Source organism: Streptomyces hoynatensis, from assembly GCF_003626535.1.
Lineage (GTDB): Bacteria > Actinomycetota > Actinomycetes > Streptomycetales > Streptomycetaceae > Streptomyces > Streptomyces hoynatensis.
Window position 1 is genome coordinate 100,335 of the sequence record NZ_RBAL01000010.1, and the last position, 16,098, is coordinate 116,432.

The 16,098-nt window shown below is 76.1% G+C and carries 16 protein-coding genes; 4 read left to right on the forward strand and 12 right to left on the reverse strand.

Annotation, left to right across the window (positions count from 1 at the left end; translation table 11 throughout):
- Nucleotides 1–339 precede the first annotated feature (339 nt).
- The 7 genes from D7294_RS18300 to D7294_RS18330 all read right to left on the reverse strand — a co-directional run bounded on the left by D7294_RS18300 (nucleotide 340) and on the right by D7294_RS18330 (nucleotide 6,183).
- Nucleotides 340–1,254, reverse strand: a complete 915-nt coding sequence (locus D7294_RS18300) for a right-handed parallel beta-helix repeat-containing protein (protein WP_194117755.1) — start codon at nucleotides 1,252–1,254, stop codon at nucleotides 340–342.
- Nucleotides 1,235–2,185, reverse strand: coding sequence for a bifunctional helix-turn-helix transcriptional regulator/GNAT family N-acetyltransferase (locus tag D7294_RS18305; protein ID WP_120681065.1), 951 nt, complete (start codon nucleotides 2,183–2,185; stop codon nucleotides 1,235–1,237). The genes D7294_RS18300 and D7294_RS18305 overlap by 20 nt, the downstream gene beginning before the upstream one ends.
- 137 nt (nucleotides 2,186–2,322) lie before the next feature.
- A complete protein-coding gene (locus D7294_RS18310; RefSeq protein WP_120681067.1) occupies nucleotides 2,323–2,526 on the reverse strand; it encodes a DUF397 domain-containing protein in 204 nt (67 codons plus the stop codon).
- Nucleotides 2,527–2,810: 284 nt separating this feature from the next.
- A complete protein-coding gene (locus tag D7294_RS18315; protein WP_120681069.1) occupies nucleotides 2,811–3,656 on the reverse strand; it encodes a helix-turn-helix domain-containing protein in 846 nt (281 codons plus the stop codon).
- A gap of 271 nt (nucleotides 3,657–3,927) precedes the next feature.
- A complete protein-coding gene (locus D7294_RS18320; RefSeq protein WP_120681071.1) occupies nucleotides 3,928–4,632 on the reverse strand; it encodes an SDR family oxidoreductase in 705 nt (234 codons plus the stop codon).
- Between the two features lie 577 nt (nucleotides 4,633–5,209).
- A complete protein-coding gene (locus D7294_RS18325; protein WP_120681073.1) occupies nucleotides 5,210–5,665 on the reverse strand; it encodes a protein-tyrosine phosphatase family protein in 456 nt (151 codons plus the stop codon).
- A 20-nt stretch (nucleotides 5,666–5,685) separates the two neighbouring features.
- Complete coding sequence (locus D7294_RS18330) at nucleotides 5,686–6,183, reverse strand: hypothetical protein (RefSeq protein WP_147450860.1); 498 nt, start codon at nucleotides 6,181–6,183, stop codon at nucleotides 5,686–5,688.
- A 280-nt stretch (nucleotides 6,184–6,463) separates the two neighbouring features.
- Here D7294_RS18330 and D7294_RS18335 point away from each other — a divergent pair, with 280 nt between their 5' ends.
- A complete protein-coding gene (locus D7294_RS18335) occupies nucleotides 6,464–8,929 on the forward strand; it encodes a glycosyl hydrolase family 95 catalytic domain-containing protein (RefSeq protein ID WP_120681077.1) in 2,466 nt (821 codons plus the stop codon).
- 21 nt (nucleotides 8,930–8,950) lie between these two features.
- On the opposite strand, the gene D7294_RS18340 is transcribed toward D7294_RS18335, so the two are convergent.
- A complete protein-coding gene (locus D7294_RS18340; RefSeq protein ID WP_120681079.1) occupies nucleotides 8,951–9,826 on the reverse strand; it encodes an MBL fold metallo-hydrolase in 876 nt (291 codons plus the stop codon).
- A 134-nt stretch (nucleotides 9,827–9,960) separates the two neighbouring features.
- Here D7294_RS18340 and D7294_RS18345 point away from each other — a divergent pair, with 134 nt between their 5' ends.
- A complete protein-coding gene (locus D7294_RS18345) occupies nucleotides 9,961–10,386 on the forward strand; it encodes a MarR family winged helix-turn-helix transcriptional regulator (RefSeq protein WP_120681081.1) in 426 nt (141 codons plus the stop codon).
- A gap of 76 nt (nucleotides 10,387–10,462) precedes the next feature.
- Here the strand turns inward: D7294_RS18345 and D7294_RS18350 are convergent, their stop codons facing one another.
- From D7294_RS18350 to D7294_RS18370, 4 genes are all read right to left on the reverse strand, one after another.
- The gene (locus D7294_RS18350) at nucleotides 10,463–11,362 is read right to left on the reverse strand and encodes a sulfotransferase domain-containing protein (protein ID WP_241562471.1); all 900 of its coding nucleotides are present in this window, start codon (nucleotides 11,360–11,362) and stop codon (nucleotides 10,463–10,465) included.
- Nucleotides 11,363–11,514: 152 nt separating this feature from the next.
- Entirely contained in the window at nucleotides 11,515–12,081 is a 567-nt protein-coding gene (locus D7294_RS18355) for a flavin reductase family protein (RefSeq protein ID WP_120681085.1), read from the reverse strand.
- A gap of 248 nt (nucleotides 12,082–12,329) precedes the next feature.
- Nucleotides 12,330–12,470 (reverse strand): hypothetical protein, encoded by a 141-nt coding sequence (locus D7294_RS31995; RefSeq protein ID WP_158674650.1) that lies wholly within the window; start codon nucleotides 12,468–12,470, stop codon nucleotides 12,330–12,332.
- Between the two features lie 906 nt (nucleotides 12,471–13,376).
- Nucleotides 13,377–13,826, reverse strand: coding sequence for an Rrf2 family transcriptional regulator (locus tag D7294_RS18370; RefSeq protein ID WP_120681089.1), 450 nt, complete (start codon nucleotides 13,824–13,826; stop codon nucleotides 13,377–13,379).
- Between the two features lie 464 nt (nucleotides 13,827–14,290).
- Between D7294_RS18370 and D7294_RS18375 the strand changes: the two genes are divergently transcribed.
- Nucleotides 14,291–14,701, forward strand: a complete 411-nt coding sequence (locus D7294_RS18375; RefSeq protein WP_120681091.1) for a ChaB family protein — start codon at nucleotides 14,291–14,293, stop codon at nucleotides 14,699–14,701.
- Nucleotides 14,702–14,819: 118 nt separating this feature from the next.
- A complete protein-coding gene (locus D7294_RS18380; protein WP_241562454.1) occupies nucleotides 14,820–16,088 on the forward strand; it encodes a cytochrome P450 in 1,269 nt (422 codons plus the stop codon).
- The last annotated feature ends 10 nt before the right edge of the window (nucleotides 16,089–16,098 follow it).

The following is a 16,098-nucleotide window of genomic DNA, read 5'->3' on the forward strand; positions in this document are numbered from 1 at the left end:
CGGACAGTACTGCACGGGGCACGGCCGCACCCGGCGATCGGGAAGCTGCGCCGCCGTCACGTGCGCCCGGTGCGTGCGCCCAGCACGAACGGGCGTGCTGACGTGGGGATTTCACGCCAGGCGCACGCCGCGCGCGTGACGTGAAGATGCGGTGTCAGGAGACCGGCGCCCCCTACCCGTCATGGCTTACGCCACGCCTCCCGCCGCGCCTCGCCGGCCGGCTCCCCGCACGACTCGGCGCACGACTCGGCGCACGGCACGGGTGCGCGGCACAGGTGCACGGCACGGGTGCGCGGCACGGGTACGCGGCCCGTTGCGCGGCCCGTTGTGCGGGGGCGTTCAGGGCGCGCCCCCGGGCGGCGGCCCCTCGTACCCGGGCAGGGAGGAGGAGTCGATGCCGACCTCGTAGCCGATGCCCGGGTCGTACCGGTTCTCGCCGACGTGCGCGCCGGTGGAGTGGAGGGCGAGCCCGATCGCGTGATCGAGCGGGGTGGGGAAGGTGTTCCCGGTGACGGTGACCTCCTGCACGTCCTCGAACATCAGCGCCTGGGAGGCCAGGCGGGTCTCGCAGTAGTTGTCGCGGACGGTGATCCGGGCGGTGGTGCCGCGGCCGTCGCCCTCGCCGTCGTTCGGGCCCTCGGCCATCAGGCACATGTTGTCGACGTCCTCGCAGCGGTTGCCCTCGATGAGCACGTCCCGGCTGGGCGGGGTGTCGTCGGCGAAGGTCTGCATGCAGTCGGCGTGCCGGTCCCCCGCGTTGCGCGTGCCGCGCACGGTGTTGCCGAGGATGCGCAGGTCCCGGCCGAAGAAGCGGATGCCGTCCCCGTCGCCGCCCCGCGGCCGGATCACGGTGCTGTCCCGCAGGGTGAGGTCCTCGCCGGTGAGTTCGATCCCCGGGGCCTCGGGCCGTTCGGCGCGGAAGCCCTCGACGACGACGTGGTCGGCCTCCACGGTGAGGCCCGCGACGGCCGCGCCGTGCCCGGCGTAGGTGACGGGCGCCCCGGCCGCACCGCCGTGCCGGAGCACGAGCCGCCGGCCGGTCAGGTCGCCGGTGAAGCAGACGACGTCCCCGGGGCGCGCCGCGGCCGCGTCGGCCGGGCCCGCCACCCGCAGCGTGCACTCCTCGCCGCGGGCCTCCTGCCGGGCCGTCGCGTGCTCGCGGGCGGCGACGGCCTGCCGGGCACAGCAGACGACGAGCACGAGGGCGGCCAGGCCGAGGAGGAAACGGCGGCGATCAGCCGGTGGCAGGTCCATGGGCCGGACGGTAGACCGCGGGGTCCGGGGAGGGTCCCGGCCCGGTGAGCGGCCGCTCGAACCACAGGTGGTTGTGCGGGTCGGCGGAGTAGCGCGGGATCTCGCGGTAACCGCACCTGCGGTAGAGGCCGATGGCCTCCCCGAGCACCTCGTGGGTGCCGAGCCGCACCGTGTGGTGGCCCAGCTCCGCGGCCTCGGCCTCAAGCGCCCGCAGCAGCCGCCTGCCCAGCCCGGCGCCCCTGGCCTGCGCGGCGACCCACAGGTGCCGCAGCTCGGCGACCCCGGGCTGAAGGGTGCGCACCGCCCCGCAGCCGACCGGCCGTTCCTCCTCGAAGGCCGCGAGGAACCTCCCCCTGCCCGCCGACAGCTGGTCCGCCGTCAGCAGGTCGGAGACCTCGAAGCCCTCGGGAAAACGCGCGGCCAACTCGGTGGCGTAGGCCGTCAGGCAGTAACGCGCCTCCGCCGAGGCCGGGTCGAGCGGGCGGAGCTCGATCACGGCCAGCCGCAGCAGGCGTTCCGCCTTCGTCAGGGCGCCGGTCAACTCGGCGCGCTGTTCCGGCGGAAGCGCGGACAGCAGCCGCTCGGCCACCTCGTCGGCGCGGCGCTGCTGCTCGGCGCGCTCCCGGCGGCCGCGCGCCGTCAGCTCCACCACGCGGCGGCGCCGGTCCGCCGGATCGCGGCTGAGCCGGACCAGGCGCTGGGCCTGGAGGGCGGCGAGCATGCGGCTGAGCTGCCCGGCGTCGATCTCCAGCCTGCGGCGCAGCTCGCCGAGCCCGGTGGCCTCTCCGAGCTCGAACAGCAGCCTGGCCTGGCCGAGCGGCCTGGCCAGGCCGAGGTACCTGTCCGAGAGAACGCCCGTGCGGGCGGTGAAGTAGCGGCTGAAACGGCGGAAGGCGGTGACGTCGGCGCGTTCGGTCAGGTGGGAGGACATGCGGGCAGTCTGGCAGTTCCTTGACTTTCGTCAAGTAATTTTCCGGCGGGCGGGACCGCGGCCGTGGCCCGCCCCGGGACGGGCCGCGGCCGGTCCCCACGCCCCGGCCGATCCCCGCCGTGGCCCCGGGGGCCGCCTCAGTGGGTGACGCCGCGCACGAACGCCGCCCAGGCGCCGGCGGACACGGTGAGCACCGGCCCGCCCGCGACCTTGGAGTCGCGGACGGCGACCCGGCCGCGCGCCGCGCCGCGCGGGGCCCATTCGACGCAGTCGCCGCCGTCTCCGTTGCTGTGGCTTGACTTGATCCACTCCGCCCGCGCGGGCTCGGGGTTGCCGTTCATCGGGACTCCTTCGGGAGACTTCGGCCCCTCGCTGGAGGGGAAGGGAGGTGCGCGAGGCGCGGCGGACGGCTGCCGGGGTGCCGCCGAGGCGAGGGGCGCACGACGTTCGCCCCCAGCGCGAGGGCACGAGCCGAGGCGCTCGATCGTGCCCCGCGCGCTGGAGCGTTCACTCAGCGCTCCTACCCGGCCGCCCGGCGAAGATGCCGTCCCGCGGGGAGCGCGGGACGCCGCCGCCGGGAGCACGGGACGGCATCGCCGGGAGCACGGGACGGCATCGCCGGGGGTCAGGCGGGGGCGCCGTCGGCGGGCAGGGCCTTGCGCACCCCGCGGAGGAACGCCGCCGTCTCGCCCGGCGGCAGCGCGTAGGAACGCAGCAGGTCGTAGGCGCGCAGCCGGGCACCGACCTTCTCCGGGTCCTCCAGGAGGGTGCCCGTGGCGATGCTCTCCTCGTAGGCGTAGGTGGCGCCGCTCTCCAGGCTCAGCAGGGTCAGCGTCCCGCCCATCAGCCCGTGTTCCCCGTGCTCGAACGGCAGCACCTGCACGACGGTGTGGCGCGTGTGCACCAGGTCGAGCAGCGCGTCGAGCTGCGCCCGCATGACGGCGGGCCCGCCGACCGCGCGCCGCAGCGCGGCCTCGTCGAGGATCACCGAGTAGTCCGGCGGCTGCGGCTCGCGCAGCCGCATCTGCCGGCTCAGCCGGGCCTCGACCAGCTGCTTCACCTCCGCGTCCTCGGCCTTCGGCATCGTCGCCCGGAAGAGGGCCTCGGCGTACCCGGCGGTCTGGACGAGCCCGGGCACGAGCAGCCCGGCGTAGGACCTGATGACGGTCGCCTGCGCCTCCAGTTCCAGATGCCGCCGGTACTGCTCGGGATGGATCTCCCGGCGCGCCAGCTCGTAGAGCCGGGTGAAGTGACCGTCGGTCTTGAACACCCGGTCGAACTCCTCGGAGAGGCCGGGCGGCGGCATCGACTCTGCCGTCTCGATTCTGGCCAAGTGGCTCTTGCTGCACGGAACCTCGCCCGCCAGCCGCCCCAGGGACATCTGGTGCGCCTCGCGGTACCGCCGCAGATCTGCCCCGTAGAAGTGCCGGGCTGAGCGGTCCGGCGTCAGCTCGCCTGCCTGGAATGTCATGGCCCTCCTGTCTCACCCACCGTCACGGGACGCTCTCCCTCTGTCCCGTGCGCACTCGCCGCGCAACGCTAGAGACACGCAAGGTAGTTGAGCAAACCGGAAGGGTGAGGGCACGGATGCGGGCAAAACCGGCGGACCGGCGTCCCCGCGCCCGCGAGGGCGGCCGGCGGGCCCCAGGGGGTGGCAGGCGCGGGCGGGGCGCGGCGGGCGGGCCGGGCCACCGGCCGGGAGGCCAGGCCACCGGCCGGGGGGCCGGGGGCCGGGCGGGGCCTCAGGCCACGAGGCCCACGCCGCCGTCGCTCTCGATGACGGTGCCGGTGAGGTTGGGGTTGGTGGCGGCGAACACGACGGCCTCGGCCACGTCGTCCGCGGTCGCTATCCGCCTGGTGGGCAGGCCGGCGGCGAACCCGGCGAAGGCCGCGTCCCGCTCCTCGCCCGCCATCGTCCACCAGGGGGTGTCCACGTAGCCCGGGGAGACGGCGTTGACCCGGATCGGGGCCAGCTCCGCGGCGAGCGGCTTGACCAGGCCCTCGACCGCGGCGTTGAGGGAGGCGACACCGGCCGTGCCCGGGAGGGCGACCCGCGCGGTGATCGCGCTGACCAGGGTGACGGACGCGGCCTCGGCCAGGTGCGGCAGGGCGGCCTGCACGGCCGTCAGATGGGCCCAGAACTTCCCGTCGAAGGCCCGCCTGAGGTCGCCCAGATCGAGTTCGGCGAGGGCGCCGAGGCCCTGCCTGCCACTGAGGGTCAGCACCAGCCGGTCGAGGGGGGCGAGGGAGGCCACGAGCGCCCGGACCGCCTCGGCGTCCTGGGCGTCGAGCCGGTGGCCGGTGGCGCCGGGAACCTCCGCGAGGGCCGCGTCGAGCCGCGCGGCGTCGCGCCCGGCGAGGTGCACGTCGTCGCCGCGGGCCAGCAACTGCCTGGCGGTGGCGAGGCCGACGCCCGAGGTACCGCCGATGACGAGGGAGACAGGCATGGGGAGCGCCTTTCCTATTACGAACCGTTGCGTCTCGTAAAGAGTAACGCGCGCCGGCGCTTTTACGAAACGCAACGTCTCGTAAATCACACAGCGCGCACCGGCCGCCATGCCACCCGGCGGACCACCCCACCGCGCGGCCCCGCCTCAACTGCCCTCTATTACGGGCGGGTTGGCGGTGAGGATCCGGAAGGGAGGGCGGCGAAGGAGGCGAAGGCGACACGGCGGCAGGCCGGTGGGCGCAGAGGGGCCGGAGGGCGCAGGGCGCCGGAACGGAAGGGCGCCGACGTGGAGGGGCGCGGCCGGGGGCGACAGGCGGGCGCGCCGGTGAACGACCGGTGGGCGCGCCTTCGGCGGCGGGCAGGCACGCCGGCGGCGGGCGGCGGCACGGGACCGGCCGGAGCGCGCCGAAGCGGCACCGCGCCGAACCGGGGCCAGGCCGGAGTGGGGCCACGCCCGGCCGGGGCCGCGCGCTCCTGACCGCGGCCCGGCGGGGCCCCGGTCGTCAGCCGCCGCAGTCAGCCGCGGTCGGCCGGAGGCCGCGGCGGGGTGGCGGCGGCCCGTCGGGTGGCGCGGCTCAGGGGGCGCCGGGGGCGGGGCCGGAGGGCGGGAAGGACCGCACGTAGCGGCGCTGCCAGGGGGTTTCTACGGCCTTGGGGTGGTAGTGGGCGCGGACGTAGGCCACGGCCTGCGCCGGGGGCACCCCGTCGAGGACCGCGAGGCAGGCCAGGGCGGTGCCGGTACGGCCCCGGCCGCCCCCACAGGCGAGCTCCACGCGCTCGGCGCCCGACCGGGACAGGGCCTCGGCGAACAGCTCGCGGGCGCGGGCCCGGTCCCTGGGCAGCCGGAAGTCGGGCCAGCACAGCCAGCGGGACTCCCAGCCGGTGGCGGGCGGCGGCTTGCCGAGCAGGTAGACGCCGAAGTCGGGGGCGGGGCCAGGCGGCAGCGGGTGGCGCAGGCCGCGGCCCCGCACCCGCCGGCCCGAGGGCAGCGTCAGGACGCCGAGGTCCGAGGGCTCCCACGCGGTATGCATCCGGCCACCGTAGCGCGCGATCAACCGCCGGGCGACAGGCGGATGTCCACCAGGCCGTCGTGCACCGCGGCGACGTGCACCAGGAGGCCGTTGAGGTAGGCGTCGTAGCCCGGCCCCACGGTCGCGGAGACGTAGTTGCTCTCGTCGCCCGAGAAGAACTCCACGCCGTCCTGGGCGACCTGCCGCACCTGAAGCGTCTCGATCCCGCAGGAGCCGTCGAGGGGGATGTCGGTGTCCTCGGCGACGGTGACCTCGCAGGAGTTGTGGTAGCAGGCCCCCAGCTCCTCCGCGCTCGCGGCGCTGGGGGGCGCGGAAGTCGGCGAGGGGCCGGAACCGCCCGTCGCGGCGCCCGCGTTCCCCCCGTCCCCGCTCTCCCCTTCCGCGGCGTTCGCGGCGCCGCCCTGGCCCGTCTCCCCCGGCTCGCCCCCGAACTCGATCCGGTTGCCCGAGCCGCAGGCGGCCAGCAGCACGGCGAGGCCGAGCAACCCGGCCCCCTTCCCCACGCGTTGCACCCACACAGCCGCTTCCCCGCTTCCCCGGCGCCCGCCGCCGGCCGTCCTTTCCCGCCTTCCTACCCCACGCGGCTCGGGAGGGGTCCCGAGCCGGGCCAACCCCTTGCCGCCGGCCGCGAGTTCGGAACGGGCCCGGAAGCCGCGCGGCGGGTTCGGGGCCGAGGGGCGGGCAACGAGCGGACGCACGGATCTTGACACCCGCGAGCGGCCCTTCTTAGGTTCCTCAGCGAGCATACGTATGAGGAATTACGTACGAACTTTGGCCTGCCCGCGATCGGAGGCGTCGATGCCGCCCACCCCCTGGCCCACCAACCGAAGGAACTTCCTCGCTCTCACCGCGGGCGGCGTGGTCACCGGCGCCACCGCCCTGCAGGCGGCCCCGGCCCAGGCGGGCACCGCGCGCCCGGCGGACGCCGAGGCCACGGCGCCGGCCGGGCGTGCCGGGGAGCGGCCCGGGCACGACCTGCGCCTGTGGTACGACGCACCGGCCGCCGAGTGGCTGGAGGCCATCCCGATCGGCAACGGCCGGCTCGGCGCCATGGTCTACGGCGGCGTCGAGAGCGAGGAACTCCAGCTCAACGAGGACACCGTGTGGGCGGGCGGCCCCTACGACCCGGCGAACCCCGAGGGGCTGGCCGCGCTTCCCGAGATCCGCCGCCGCGTCTTCGACGGCGAGTGGATCGGCGCCCAGGACCTCATCGCCGAGAAGTTCGAGGCGACCCCCGTGCGGCAACTCCCCTACCAGCCGGTGGGCAGCCTGAAGCTGGCCTTCCCCGCGGGAGGGGCGGCCACGGACTACCGCCGGGAGCTGGACCTCACCACCGCGGTCACCACCGTGCGGTACACCCGCGACGGCGTCACCCACACGCGGGAGGTGTTCGCCAGCGCGGCCGACCAGGCGATCGTGCTGCGCCTGACGGCCGACCGGCCGGGGTCGGTGGCCTTCTCCGCGACCTTCGAGACCCCGCAGGCGGGCAGCCTGTCCTCGCCCGACGCGCTGAGCGTGGCCCTGGACGCGACCACCGAGACCGTGTACGAGGTGCCGGGCCGGGTGAAGTTCCGTGCGCTGGCCGGCGTGCGGGCCGAGGGGGGCACGGTCCGCAGCGCGAGCGGCGTGGTCGAGGTGACGGGCGCCGACGCGGTCACCCTCTACGTCACCGTGGGCACCAACTACGTCACCTACCAGGACCTCTCGGCGGATCAGAACGCCAGGGCGGTGGCCCCCCTGGCCGGCCTCGACCGCCGCTCCTACTCCCGGCTGCGGGAGCGGCACATCGCCGACTACCGGGAGCTGTTCGGCCGGGTGGACCTCGACCTCGGCTCCACGCAGGCGGTGGACCTCCCGACGAACCGGCGGGTGGCGGCCTTCCAGGGCGGGGACGACCCGCAGCTGATCGCGCTGTTCTATCAGTTCGGCAGATACCTGATGATCTCCTGTTCCCGGCCGGGCACCCAGCCCGCCAACCTGCAGGGCATCTGGAACCCCGACCTGCGTCCCTCCTGGGAGTGCAAGTACACCCTCAACATCAACTTCGAGATGAACTACTGGCTCACCGGGCACGCCAACCTGCTGGAGTGCCTGGACCCGGTGTTCACCATGCTGGAGGAGCTGTCGGTGGCCGGGGCGGAGACGGCCAGGCTGCAGTACGGGGCGCGGGGCTGGGTGTGCCACCACAACACGGACGGCTGGCGCGGCACGGCGCCCATCAACCAGCCGGTGTCCGGGATGTGGGTGTCGGGCGGCGCCTGGGTGTCGCTGTTCATCTGGGAGCACTACCTCTTCACCGGGGACCTGGAGGCGCTGCGCCGCCGCTACCCGGTGCTCAGGGGCGCCGCCCTGTTCTTCGCGGACTCGCTGGTGGAGGACCCCACCACCGGCTGCCTCGTGACCAATCCCTCCAATTCCCCCGAGCACGAGCACCACGAGGACGCCTCGGTGTGCGCCGGGCCGACGATGGACGAGCAGATCCTGCGCGACCTGTTCCGCGTGGTGGCCGAGGCCGCGGAACTCCTCGGCGTGGACGAGGACTTCCGCGCCGAGGTGCTGGCCCTCCGCGAGCGGCTGGCGCCCACGAAGATCGGCGCGCAGGGGCAGGTGCAGGAGTGGCAGCAGGACTGGGACGCCACCGCTCCCGAGCCCGACCACCGGCACATCTCCCACCTGTACGGGCTCCACCCGAGCAACCAGATCACCGACCGGGACACCCCCGAACTCGCCCGGGCGGCGCGGGTGACCCTGGAGCAGCGCGGCGACGACGGCACCGGCTGGTCCCTGGCCTGGAAGGTCAACTTCTGGGCCCGGCTGCACGAGAGCAACCGCTCCTACACGCTGCTGACCGACCAGCTCACCCCGGAGCACACCGCGCCCAACCTCTTCGACCTGCACCCGCCCTTCCAGATCGACGGCAACTTCGGCGCGGTCTCCGGCGTCACCGAGTGGCTGCTGCAGAGCCACACCGACGAGGTGCAGCTGCTGCCCGCGCTGCCCGACGCGCTGCCCGACGGCAGCGTCAGCGGGCTGCGCGCCAGGGGCGCCTTCGAGGTGTCGCTCAGCTGGCGGGAGGGCGCCCTGCAAGAGGCCACCATCCGCTCGCTGCGCGGGGCGCCGATCCGGCTGCGCACCCCGGGGCCGGTCCGGGTGACGGCCGACGGCGGGCGGGTGGACGCGGAGCGGCCGGAGAGCGGGCTGACGGTCTTCCCCACCCGCGCCGGCACCACCTACGTGGTCAGGCCGGCCCACCGGGCGGGCTGAGCCTCCCCCTCTGGCGCCTCGTCAGTCGACGGGGCGCCAGGTGGGCCCGGCGCCGTCCCGGACGACGCGGCCGAAGGGGACGTCGGCGAAGTGCACGCCGAAGCCGATGGTGCGCGGCTCGGCCAGCTCCGCGGCGAGCCGGTGCCGCTCGGCCGCGCCCTGGCCCCCGTCGTGGTCGGGCGCGGCGGCCCAGTCCAGGTGGTCGAACTGGATCGGGGAGTGGACCAGGTCGCCGAAGGCGATCAGCCGCCAGTCGCCCGCGGTCAGCACGTAGGCGGCGTGGCCCGGGGTATGACCGCGAGTGAGCCGGATGGTGACGCCGGGGAAGATCTCCTCCCCGTCGGCGACGGTGCGCACCAGGGGAGCGAGGGCGTCGAGCATGTCGGGGGTGGTGCCCCAGGCGGCGGCCGACTCCCGCCCGGCCCACTCGGGCCCGGACAGCACATGGCGGGCGCCGGCGAACGCGGGCCGGCCGCTTCCCGGGGCCGGGTGCCAGGACCAGCCGATGTGGTCGGTGTGCAGATGGGTGTACGCAACGGTCTCGATCTCCTCGGGCTTGCGGCCCAACCGGGCCAGGCTGTCGAGCAGGGAGCCGCCGCGGATGTCCCCGACCGGGCCGCCGGGCGTGCCCCGCAGGGACTGCGGCCCGAAGCCGGTGTCGATCAGCAGCGCCCGATCTCCTCGCTCAACCAAGAGACCACCCAAGCTCCCCACAAGGTTGCCCGAGTTGTCGAGATATTCCGGATGGGCCTCCCACACCTCGGCGGTGCTGCCGGGCAGCCAGCCGCGCGGGGAGAGCTGCACGGCCCCGTCGGGGACATGGCTCACCCGGACGTCGCCGAGCGTCAGCGACCTGAGGGTCGCGGGGAGGTGAAGCCGTTCTTCGTGTGTAGGCATGCCGCGAGAATATGCGTAGAGCTTGAATCATTCAAGCTAGAAGATTTCCGCCCGGGCCGCCGCGCGCGGAGGCGCCGCCAAAAAGGTTCAAGGCTGAAAATTCAGGACTTCACCGATCGCACTAGACTGACCGCATGACGATGCAGGAGCCCGCCCTCACCACCACGCGGGAGCTGTGCGGCCTGGTCGGCGAGCTCTCCCGGCAGATCGGCGACCACCTGCGCGAACGCGCCGGACGGCTCGGCCTGACCGCGGCCCAGGGGACCGCGCTGCGCGAGCTGACCGGGCCGATGACCATGCGGGAGCTGTCCGGCCGGATGGGCTGCGAGCCCTCGAACGCCACCTTCATCGTGGACAAGCTGGAGGCCCTCGGCCTCCTCGAACGCCGCCCGCACCCCAGCGACCGCCGGGCCAAGCAGCTGGTGCTCACCCCGGAGGGTGCCGCCCTGCGCGAGAAGCTGATGGCGCTGCTCGTCCGGGACTCCCCGCTCGCCGAGCTCAGCACGCAGGAGCAGGCCCAGCTGCACGACCTGCTCAGCCGCGCCGTGCTGCCCCGCTGACCCGCCGCCGCGCCGTGCTGCCCCGCTGACCGCCGCCGCGCCGTGCTGCCCCGCTGACCCGCCGGAAGGGGGCCCCTCAGGCGCTGCGGGTCAGCCAGTCCCGCAGGTCGGCGGGCAACGGCTCCACCGCCGCCCGGTACAGCGCCAGCTCGGCCTCGGCGGCCACCTCGCGCCACTGGCCATTGCGCCCCTTGTGGAAGAACTCGAAGGAGGCGAGGGCCGAGCCGGAGACCCCGCCCGCCAGCAGCCGCCTCCGCTCGGATCGCATGCGGCCGAACGTGCAGGCCCGCACCAGCTCCGGCCAGCGCCGCTCGTCCACCGCCAGCCCGAGGAACGCCGCCACCCGGCGCATCTGGCCGTCCAGGTCGTCCCGCAGCTCCTGGTAGTGCAGCAGGCAGACGTTGGGCTCCCGCCGCCACTCCCACCAGGAAAGCGCGTGCGCGGTGGGCGAGTTGTACGGCCACCCGTTCGTCTCCCAGGGGAAGGCCCCGCGGGTGAAGTACGCGCGCCAGAACTCCCGTGCGTCCTCCGGGACCCTGGGCTGCGCCGCCGTGCCCGGCGGGCCGTGCGGCGGCAGGTCCGCCAGCCAGTTGAGGCCCCGCGCGTGGTGGTGCGCGGACATCGCCGTGTCGCGTGGGTCGCGCGCCACCACCAGGTAGGACACCTCGGAGTGGAAGGGCAGGCCGTCCAGCGGCAGGTGGGACTTGAGGAACCGCCGGTGGCGCTGCGCGCCCAGCAGCCGCAGCACCTCCCCGCGGGGCGTGAACGTCCCGTCCAGCCAGGGACTGACCTCGCCGAGCGGCCCCGGCAGCCCCACGTCGCCGAACACCAGCACGGACACGATCCGCTGCGTCCACGTCGTCCCGGCCTTCGGCGGGGTGCACACGACGATGTCGCCGGGTCTGGGCTCGTAGTCGTCCCAGCGGGTGCTGTCGAGGAAGAAGCTCCGGTAGACGCGCTCGGGTCCTTTGATCATGCCCACGCCGACAGTGTGCGTCCGGCCCCGCGCGGCCATGCCGGAAGTGCGGCAGGTTCACCCCGGCACGGGCCCGTCCCGCCCTGCCGGGGGCGCGGCGCTGACCGCACGTCAACTCCGCTCCCGGCCGGGCGGGCGCGCGGCGCCCCGCCTCACAGCGGGGCCGAGCGGGCGAACGCGCCGTCGTGGTGGAGGAGGGCGGGCTCCGCGGCCCGCGTGGCACCGGCCTCCACCTCGCCGACGACCAGGAGGTGGTCCCCGATGGGCCGCCGCAGGGTGATGCGGGCGGTCAGCCAGGCCGAAACGCCTTCCAGCAGCGGCACGTTCCCCGCACCCGGCCGCCAGTCGGTGCCGGCGAACCTGTCGATCCCACTGCGGGCGAACTTCTCGGCGAGACCGGCGTGCCGGGGCGCGAGCAGGTGCGCGGCGAAACGCTCCGCCGCCAGGACGGCGGGGGCCGCCGACGCCGACGCGCCGAGGTAGAACGACACCAGGGCCGGGTGCAGGGACACCGAGGTGAACGAGGTCGCCGTGAAGCCGGCGGGTCCCGGCACGGTGATCACGGCGACGCCGAGGGCCTGCCTGCGCAGGGTGCTGCGGAGCACGTCCGCCGGGCCCGGCGCGGCCTCCGGGTCCGGGGCCGCCTCGGGGACGGGGTTCCGCCCGGCGGCGCGCGCGTCCTGTGGGGTGGTGAAGGACCGGTCGGTGGGGACGCTCATGCGAGGGTTCTCCTTCATGTCCGTGGCCGGTTCATGTCCGTGACCGGTTCATGTCCGTGGCCGTGTCCGTTGCGGGCCGCGGCGGCGGGTGCCGCCCGGCGGCCGGGGGTGCGGGCGGTCGGGGTGGACCGAGTGGACCGAGTGGACTGGGTGGACCGAGTGGACTGGGTGGACCGAGCGGATGGGGCGGTCGGGGTGGACAGGGTGGTCGGGACGCGGGGCGGGGGCGACGGCCCGGGCGGCGGGGGTCACCCGGCCAGGCCGCGGGAGGGGGCGGCGTGCACGGTGAGCAGCGGCGGCCGGCCGGGGCCGCCGCGCGGGCGCTCCGGCCACCGCACGACGGCCGAGGCGAAGGCCCGGTGCGCCGGGTCGTTCAGCATCTCGTGCAACGCGCCGCGTACGACGGCGAGTTCGGCGTGGGGCAGCCGGGCCGCCAGGGCGCGGGCGGCGGCCCGCCGCGCCCGGCCGGCGCGCGGCGTGGGGTCGGGGGTGTGGGGGATCGCGTCACGGTGGATGCACGCCTTTCCCGGCCGTGCCCGGGGGACAGCGGGCGGGCACGGCCGCGGGACGCCCCGTCGGCGGGAACGGGGCGGGAGACGGGGAGGCTGAGAAGGCGGGAGGCGAGAAGGCGGGGAGGCGAGAAGGCGGGGATCGCCGCGGCGGCGCACGGGAGGGTGCCCGCGCCGGGCGGGGGTGGCGGCGCCGGGGGCGGCCGGTGGGGGAGGCGGGGCCGCGCGCCGCTGCGGGGCGCGGGGGCCGGGGAGGGGCGGCGGCGTTGCGCCCGGCGGGGGGACGGAACCGGCTCAGCGGGGCGTGCCCGCCGCCTGCCGCCGCGTTCGCCTGCGGGGGCCCGGGGCGCCGGGGCGGCGTCCTCGGGGCGCGCCGGGGGCTCGCGTCCGGGGGGTCAGTGACACAGAGCGCTGGCGGTGCGCCGGTAGTCCACGTAGCGGCACACCACGGCGGGGTGCGTGGGCAGCATGCGCCCATCGTGGGGGCCCGGCGGCGCCGCTGTCAATGGATACCTAAAGATGTCTCATGGGCTGAGACCGGCCGGGGAACCGCCCGCCGCCCGCCGGCGCGCGGCCGGTACCGGCGCCTCAGCCGACCGCAACGGAGCGGCGGGTCCTCGTCCTCGTCCTCGTCCTCGTCCGCGTCCTCGCCGACGAGGAGGCCGAGCACCCGGCGCCGGACCACCCGCCCGGCGAGCACCCGCGCCGGCCGCAGGAACCGGGCTCGGAGCCCCAGGCTCACGGGCAGCCCGGGGGCGGTGAACTCCGTGACGCGCGGGAGTGCGGTCACGCCGAGGGCACCGGGTCGAGCGCGCCCTCCCGCCGCCGCCCCCCGCCCGCGGCCCCGGCCAGCTCGCCGATCGTGACCGCGCCCAGCAGGTCACGCGCCGCGGCCTCCATCGCCCGCCACAGCGCGGGCAGTTCGCGTGCCGCCCCCGGGTAGGCGAGTTCCCCGAGCGGCTCGCCGCGCAGCGACATGAAGCGCCCGTCGACCGCGGCCGTCACCTCGGCCACCGTGATGTCCCCGGCGTCGCGCCCCAGCCGGTACCCGCCCTCGCAGCCGCGCCGGCTGCGCACCAGTCCCGCGGCCCGCAGCTCGCGGAAGACCGACTTGAGGAAGCGGAACGGGATGCCCTGGGCGGCGGCGATGCTCTCGCAGGTCAACGGGCGGCCGGTGTCGGCGGCGAGCTCGACCAGCGCCCGCACCGCGTAGTCGGCCTTGGCCGAGATCTGCATCCGTCTCGCCTCTCCCTCGCGCCTTCGCGGCTCGCGCCGCGCCACGGAAACCGCCGCGGGCCCCGGGGAAACGCGCCCCGGCACCCGCGCCGCGCCGCCGCCGGGGCCGCTCGTCCCGCGGCCCCCGGGGGCAATGGATACATCGTGACATCCTTTCGCGGCCCGCTCCACGGCCGGCGCCACGCCCCCGGCCGCGTCCGCCGCCGCGCCCCCTCCGCCGGGTTCCCCCGGCGCCCCGGGTTCCGCCGCCCCCTCCGGCGCTCCCGCTCCCCCGCCGGCCGCTCCCGGCGCCGCCCCCGACGACTCGGGCGGGCCCCGAGGAGGTCCGGCCGCGCACCTCGCCGGGCGACGGCGCCTTCGTCCCGCCCTGCGTCCCGCGCCGCGCACGCGCCCACCGGCGTTCCGTTTGCGGGTGCGAGCGCCGGGTACCCGTGCGGATCCGGACAACTCAGGAGGTGACGCACGTGCCTGGACGCAAGGAACTGCCGTCGACTCTCGAGCGTTCCCCGAGCTCCGCGCAGCGGACCTGGATCAAGGCGCACGACTCCGCCGTCGCCGAGTACGGCGAGGGCCAGCGCGCGCACCGGGTGGCCTACGGCGCGCTCAAGCACACCCACGAGAAGGTGGGCGACCACTGGGAGCGCAAGGAGAGCGGCCGCAAGCAGCCCTCCGACCCGCGCTCGGCCAGGCCGCGCCGGCGGGGCGGCAGGAGCGGCGAGGGGGTCGACGAGCGGGCGAGCAAGGAGCACCTGTACCGGGTGGCGAAGAAGCTCGGCATCCAGGGCCGCTCCGGCATGAACAAGTCCGACCTGCTGTCGGCGATCCGCAAGGAGAACCGCTCCGAGACCCGTTCGGCCCGTGGCTCCGGCCGCTGACCGGCCCCCAGGCGGGCGCGGGCCCGCACCGGCCCACCACCGGCGCCTCTCCTCACCCCGGCTCGCGCGGCCGGGGCATGCGGCGGTCCGCGACGAACTACGGCTGGCGACACGGCTGTTGCTGCCCGCCCTCGCCGAGGGCCTGATCCAGCGCCGGCCGCGCGCCATGGCCAGGGCGGAGCGCAAACAGGCCGACCGCACGGCCATCGACCTGGTGCGCGACCTGCGGGCGCGTTACGGGGAGGGGCCGCTCGGGCTGCGCGCCGGGCCGCGGCGGGTGGCCCTGCTGCTCACCGCCGACGACCTGGAGCGGGTGCTGCGCCAGACGCCCGAGCCGTTCAGCCCGGCCGCCTGGGAGAAGCGCCGCGCGCTCGACCGGTTCCAGCCGCACGGCTCGCTGATCAGCGGCGGCGAGCCGCGCCGGGCCAGGCGGCGGATCAACGAGGCCGCCCTCGACCTGGCCCGCCCGCCGCACGCCGAGCTGCTGCCCGCCCTGGCCGCGCGGGTGACCGAGGAGGCCGGGCGGGTCGCCAGGGAGGCCGAGGGCGGCGTCCTCGCCTGGGAGGGCTTCGCCGCCGGCTGGTGGCGGGCGGTCCGCCGCGCGGTGCTCGGCGACGCCGCCCGCGAGGACACCGACCTGACCGGCCGGCTCGCCGCGCTGCGGGCGGCAGGCAACTGGTCGCTGCTGGGGCCGCGGCGGCGCCTGCCACGCGCCGAGTTCCTGGTGCGGGTGCAGCGTTACGCCTTCCACGCCCCGCCCGACACGCTGGCCGGGCAGCTGCGGGCCCTGGACACCCGCCCGGAGGCGGACCCGGTGGGGCAGGTGCCGCACTGGCTGTTCGCCTTCGACGCGGGGGGCGCCGCCACGCTGCGGGCCCTCGCGCTGCTCGCCGCCCACGAGGAGAGCGCCGAGCGCGCCGCCCGGGAGGCCGCGGAGGGCGGCCCCGGCGGCCCGTGGGACCTGCCCTTCCTGCGGGCCTGCGTGCAGGAGTCCGTGCGGCTGTGGCCCACCACCCCGCTGCTGCTCAGGGAGAGCACCGAGGACACCCGCTGGCGCGGCACGCTCGTGCCGCGGGGCACGGCCTTCGTGGCGTACACGCCCTACTTCCACCGCGCCGAGCCCGCCGCGCCGTACGGGGACGCGTTCGCACCCGGGATCTGGCTGGACGGCCGGGCCGCCGGGCTGCCCGCGCTGGTGCCGTTCAGCGCGGGCCCGGGCGCCTGCCCGGGCGAGGACGTGGTCCTGCTGACCGCGAGCCTGTGGCTGGCCGCCCTGCTCCGGCGCCACCGCTACGCGCTCGGCCCGAAGGGCCCGCTGCGGCCCGGCCGCCGGATCCCGGCCACCCTCGACCACTTCGCCCTCCGCCTCACCCCGCACCCGGCCTGAGGCCGGGGCC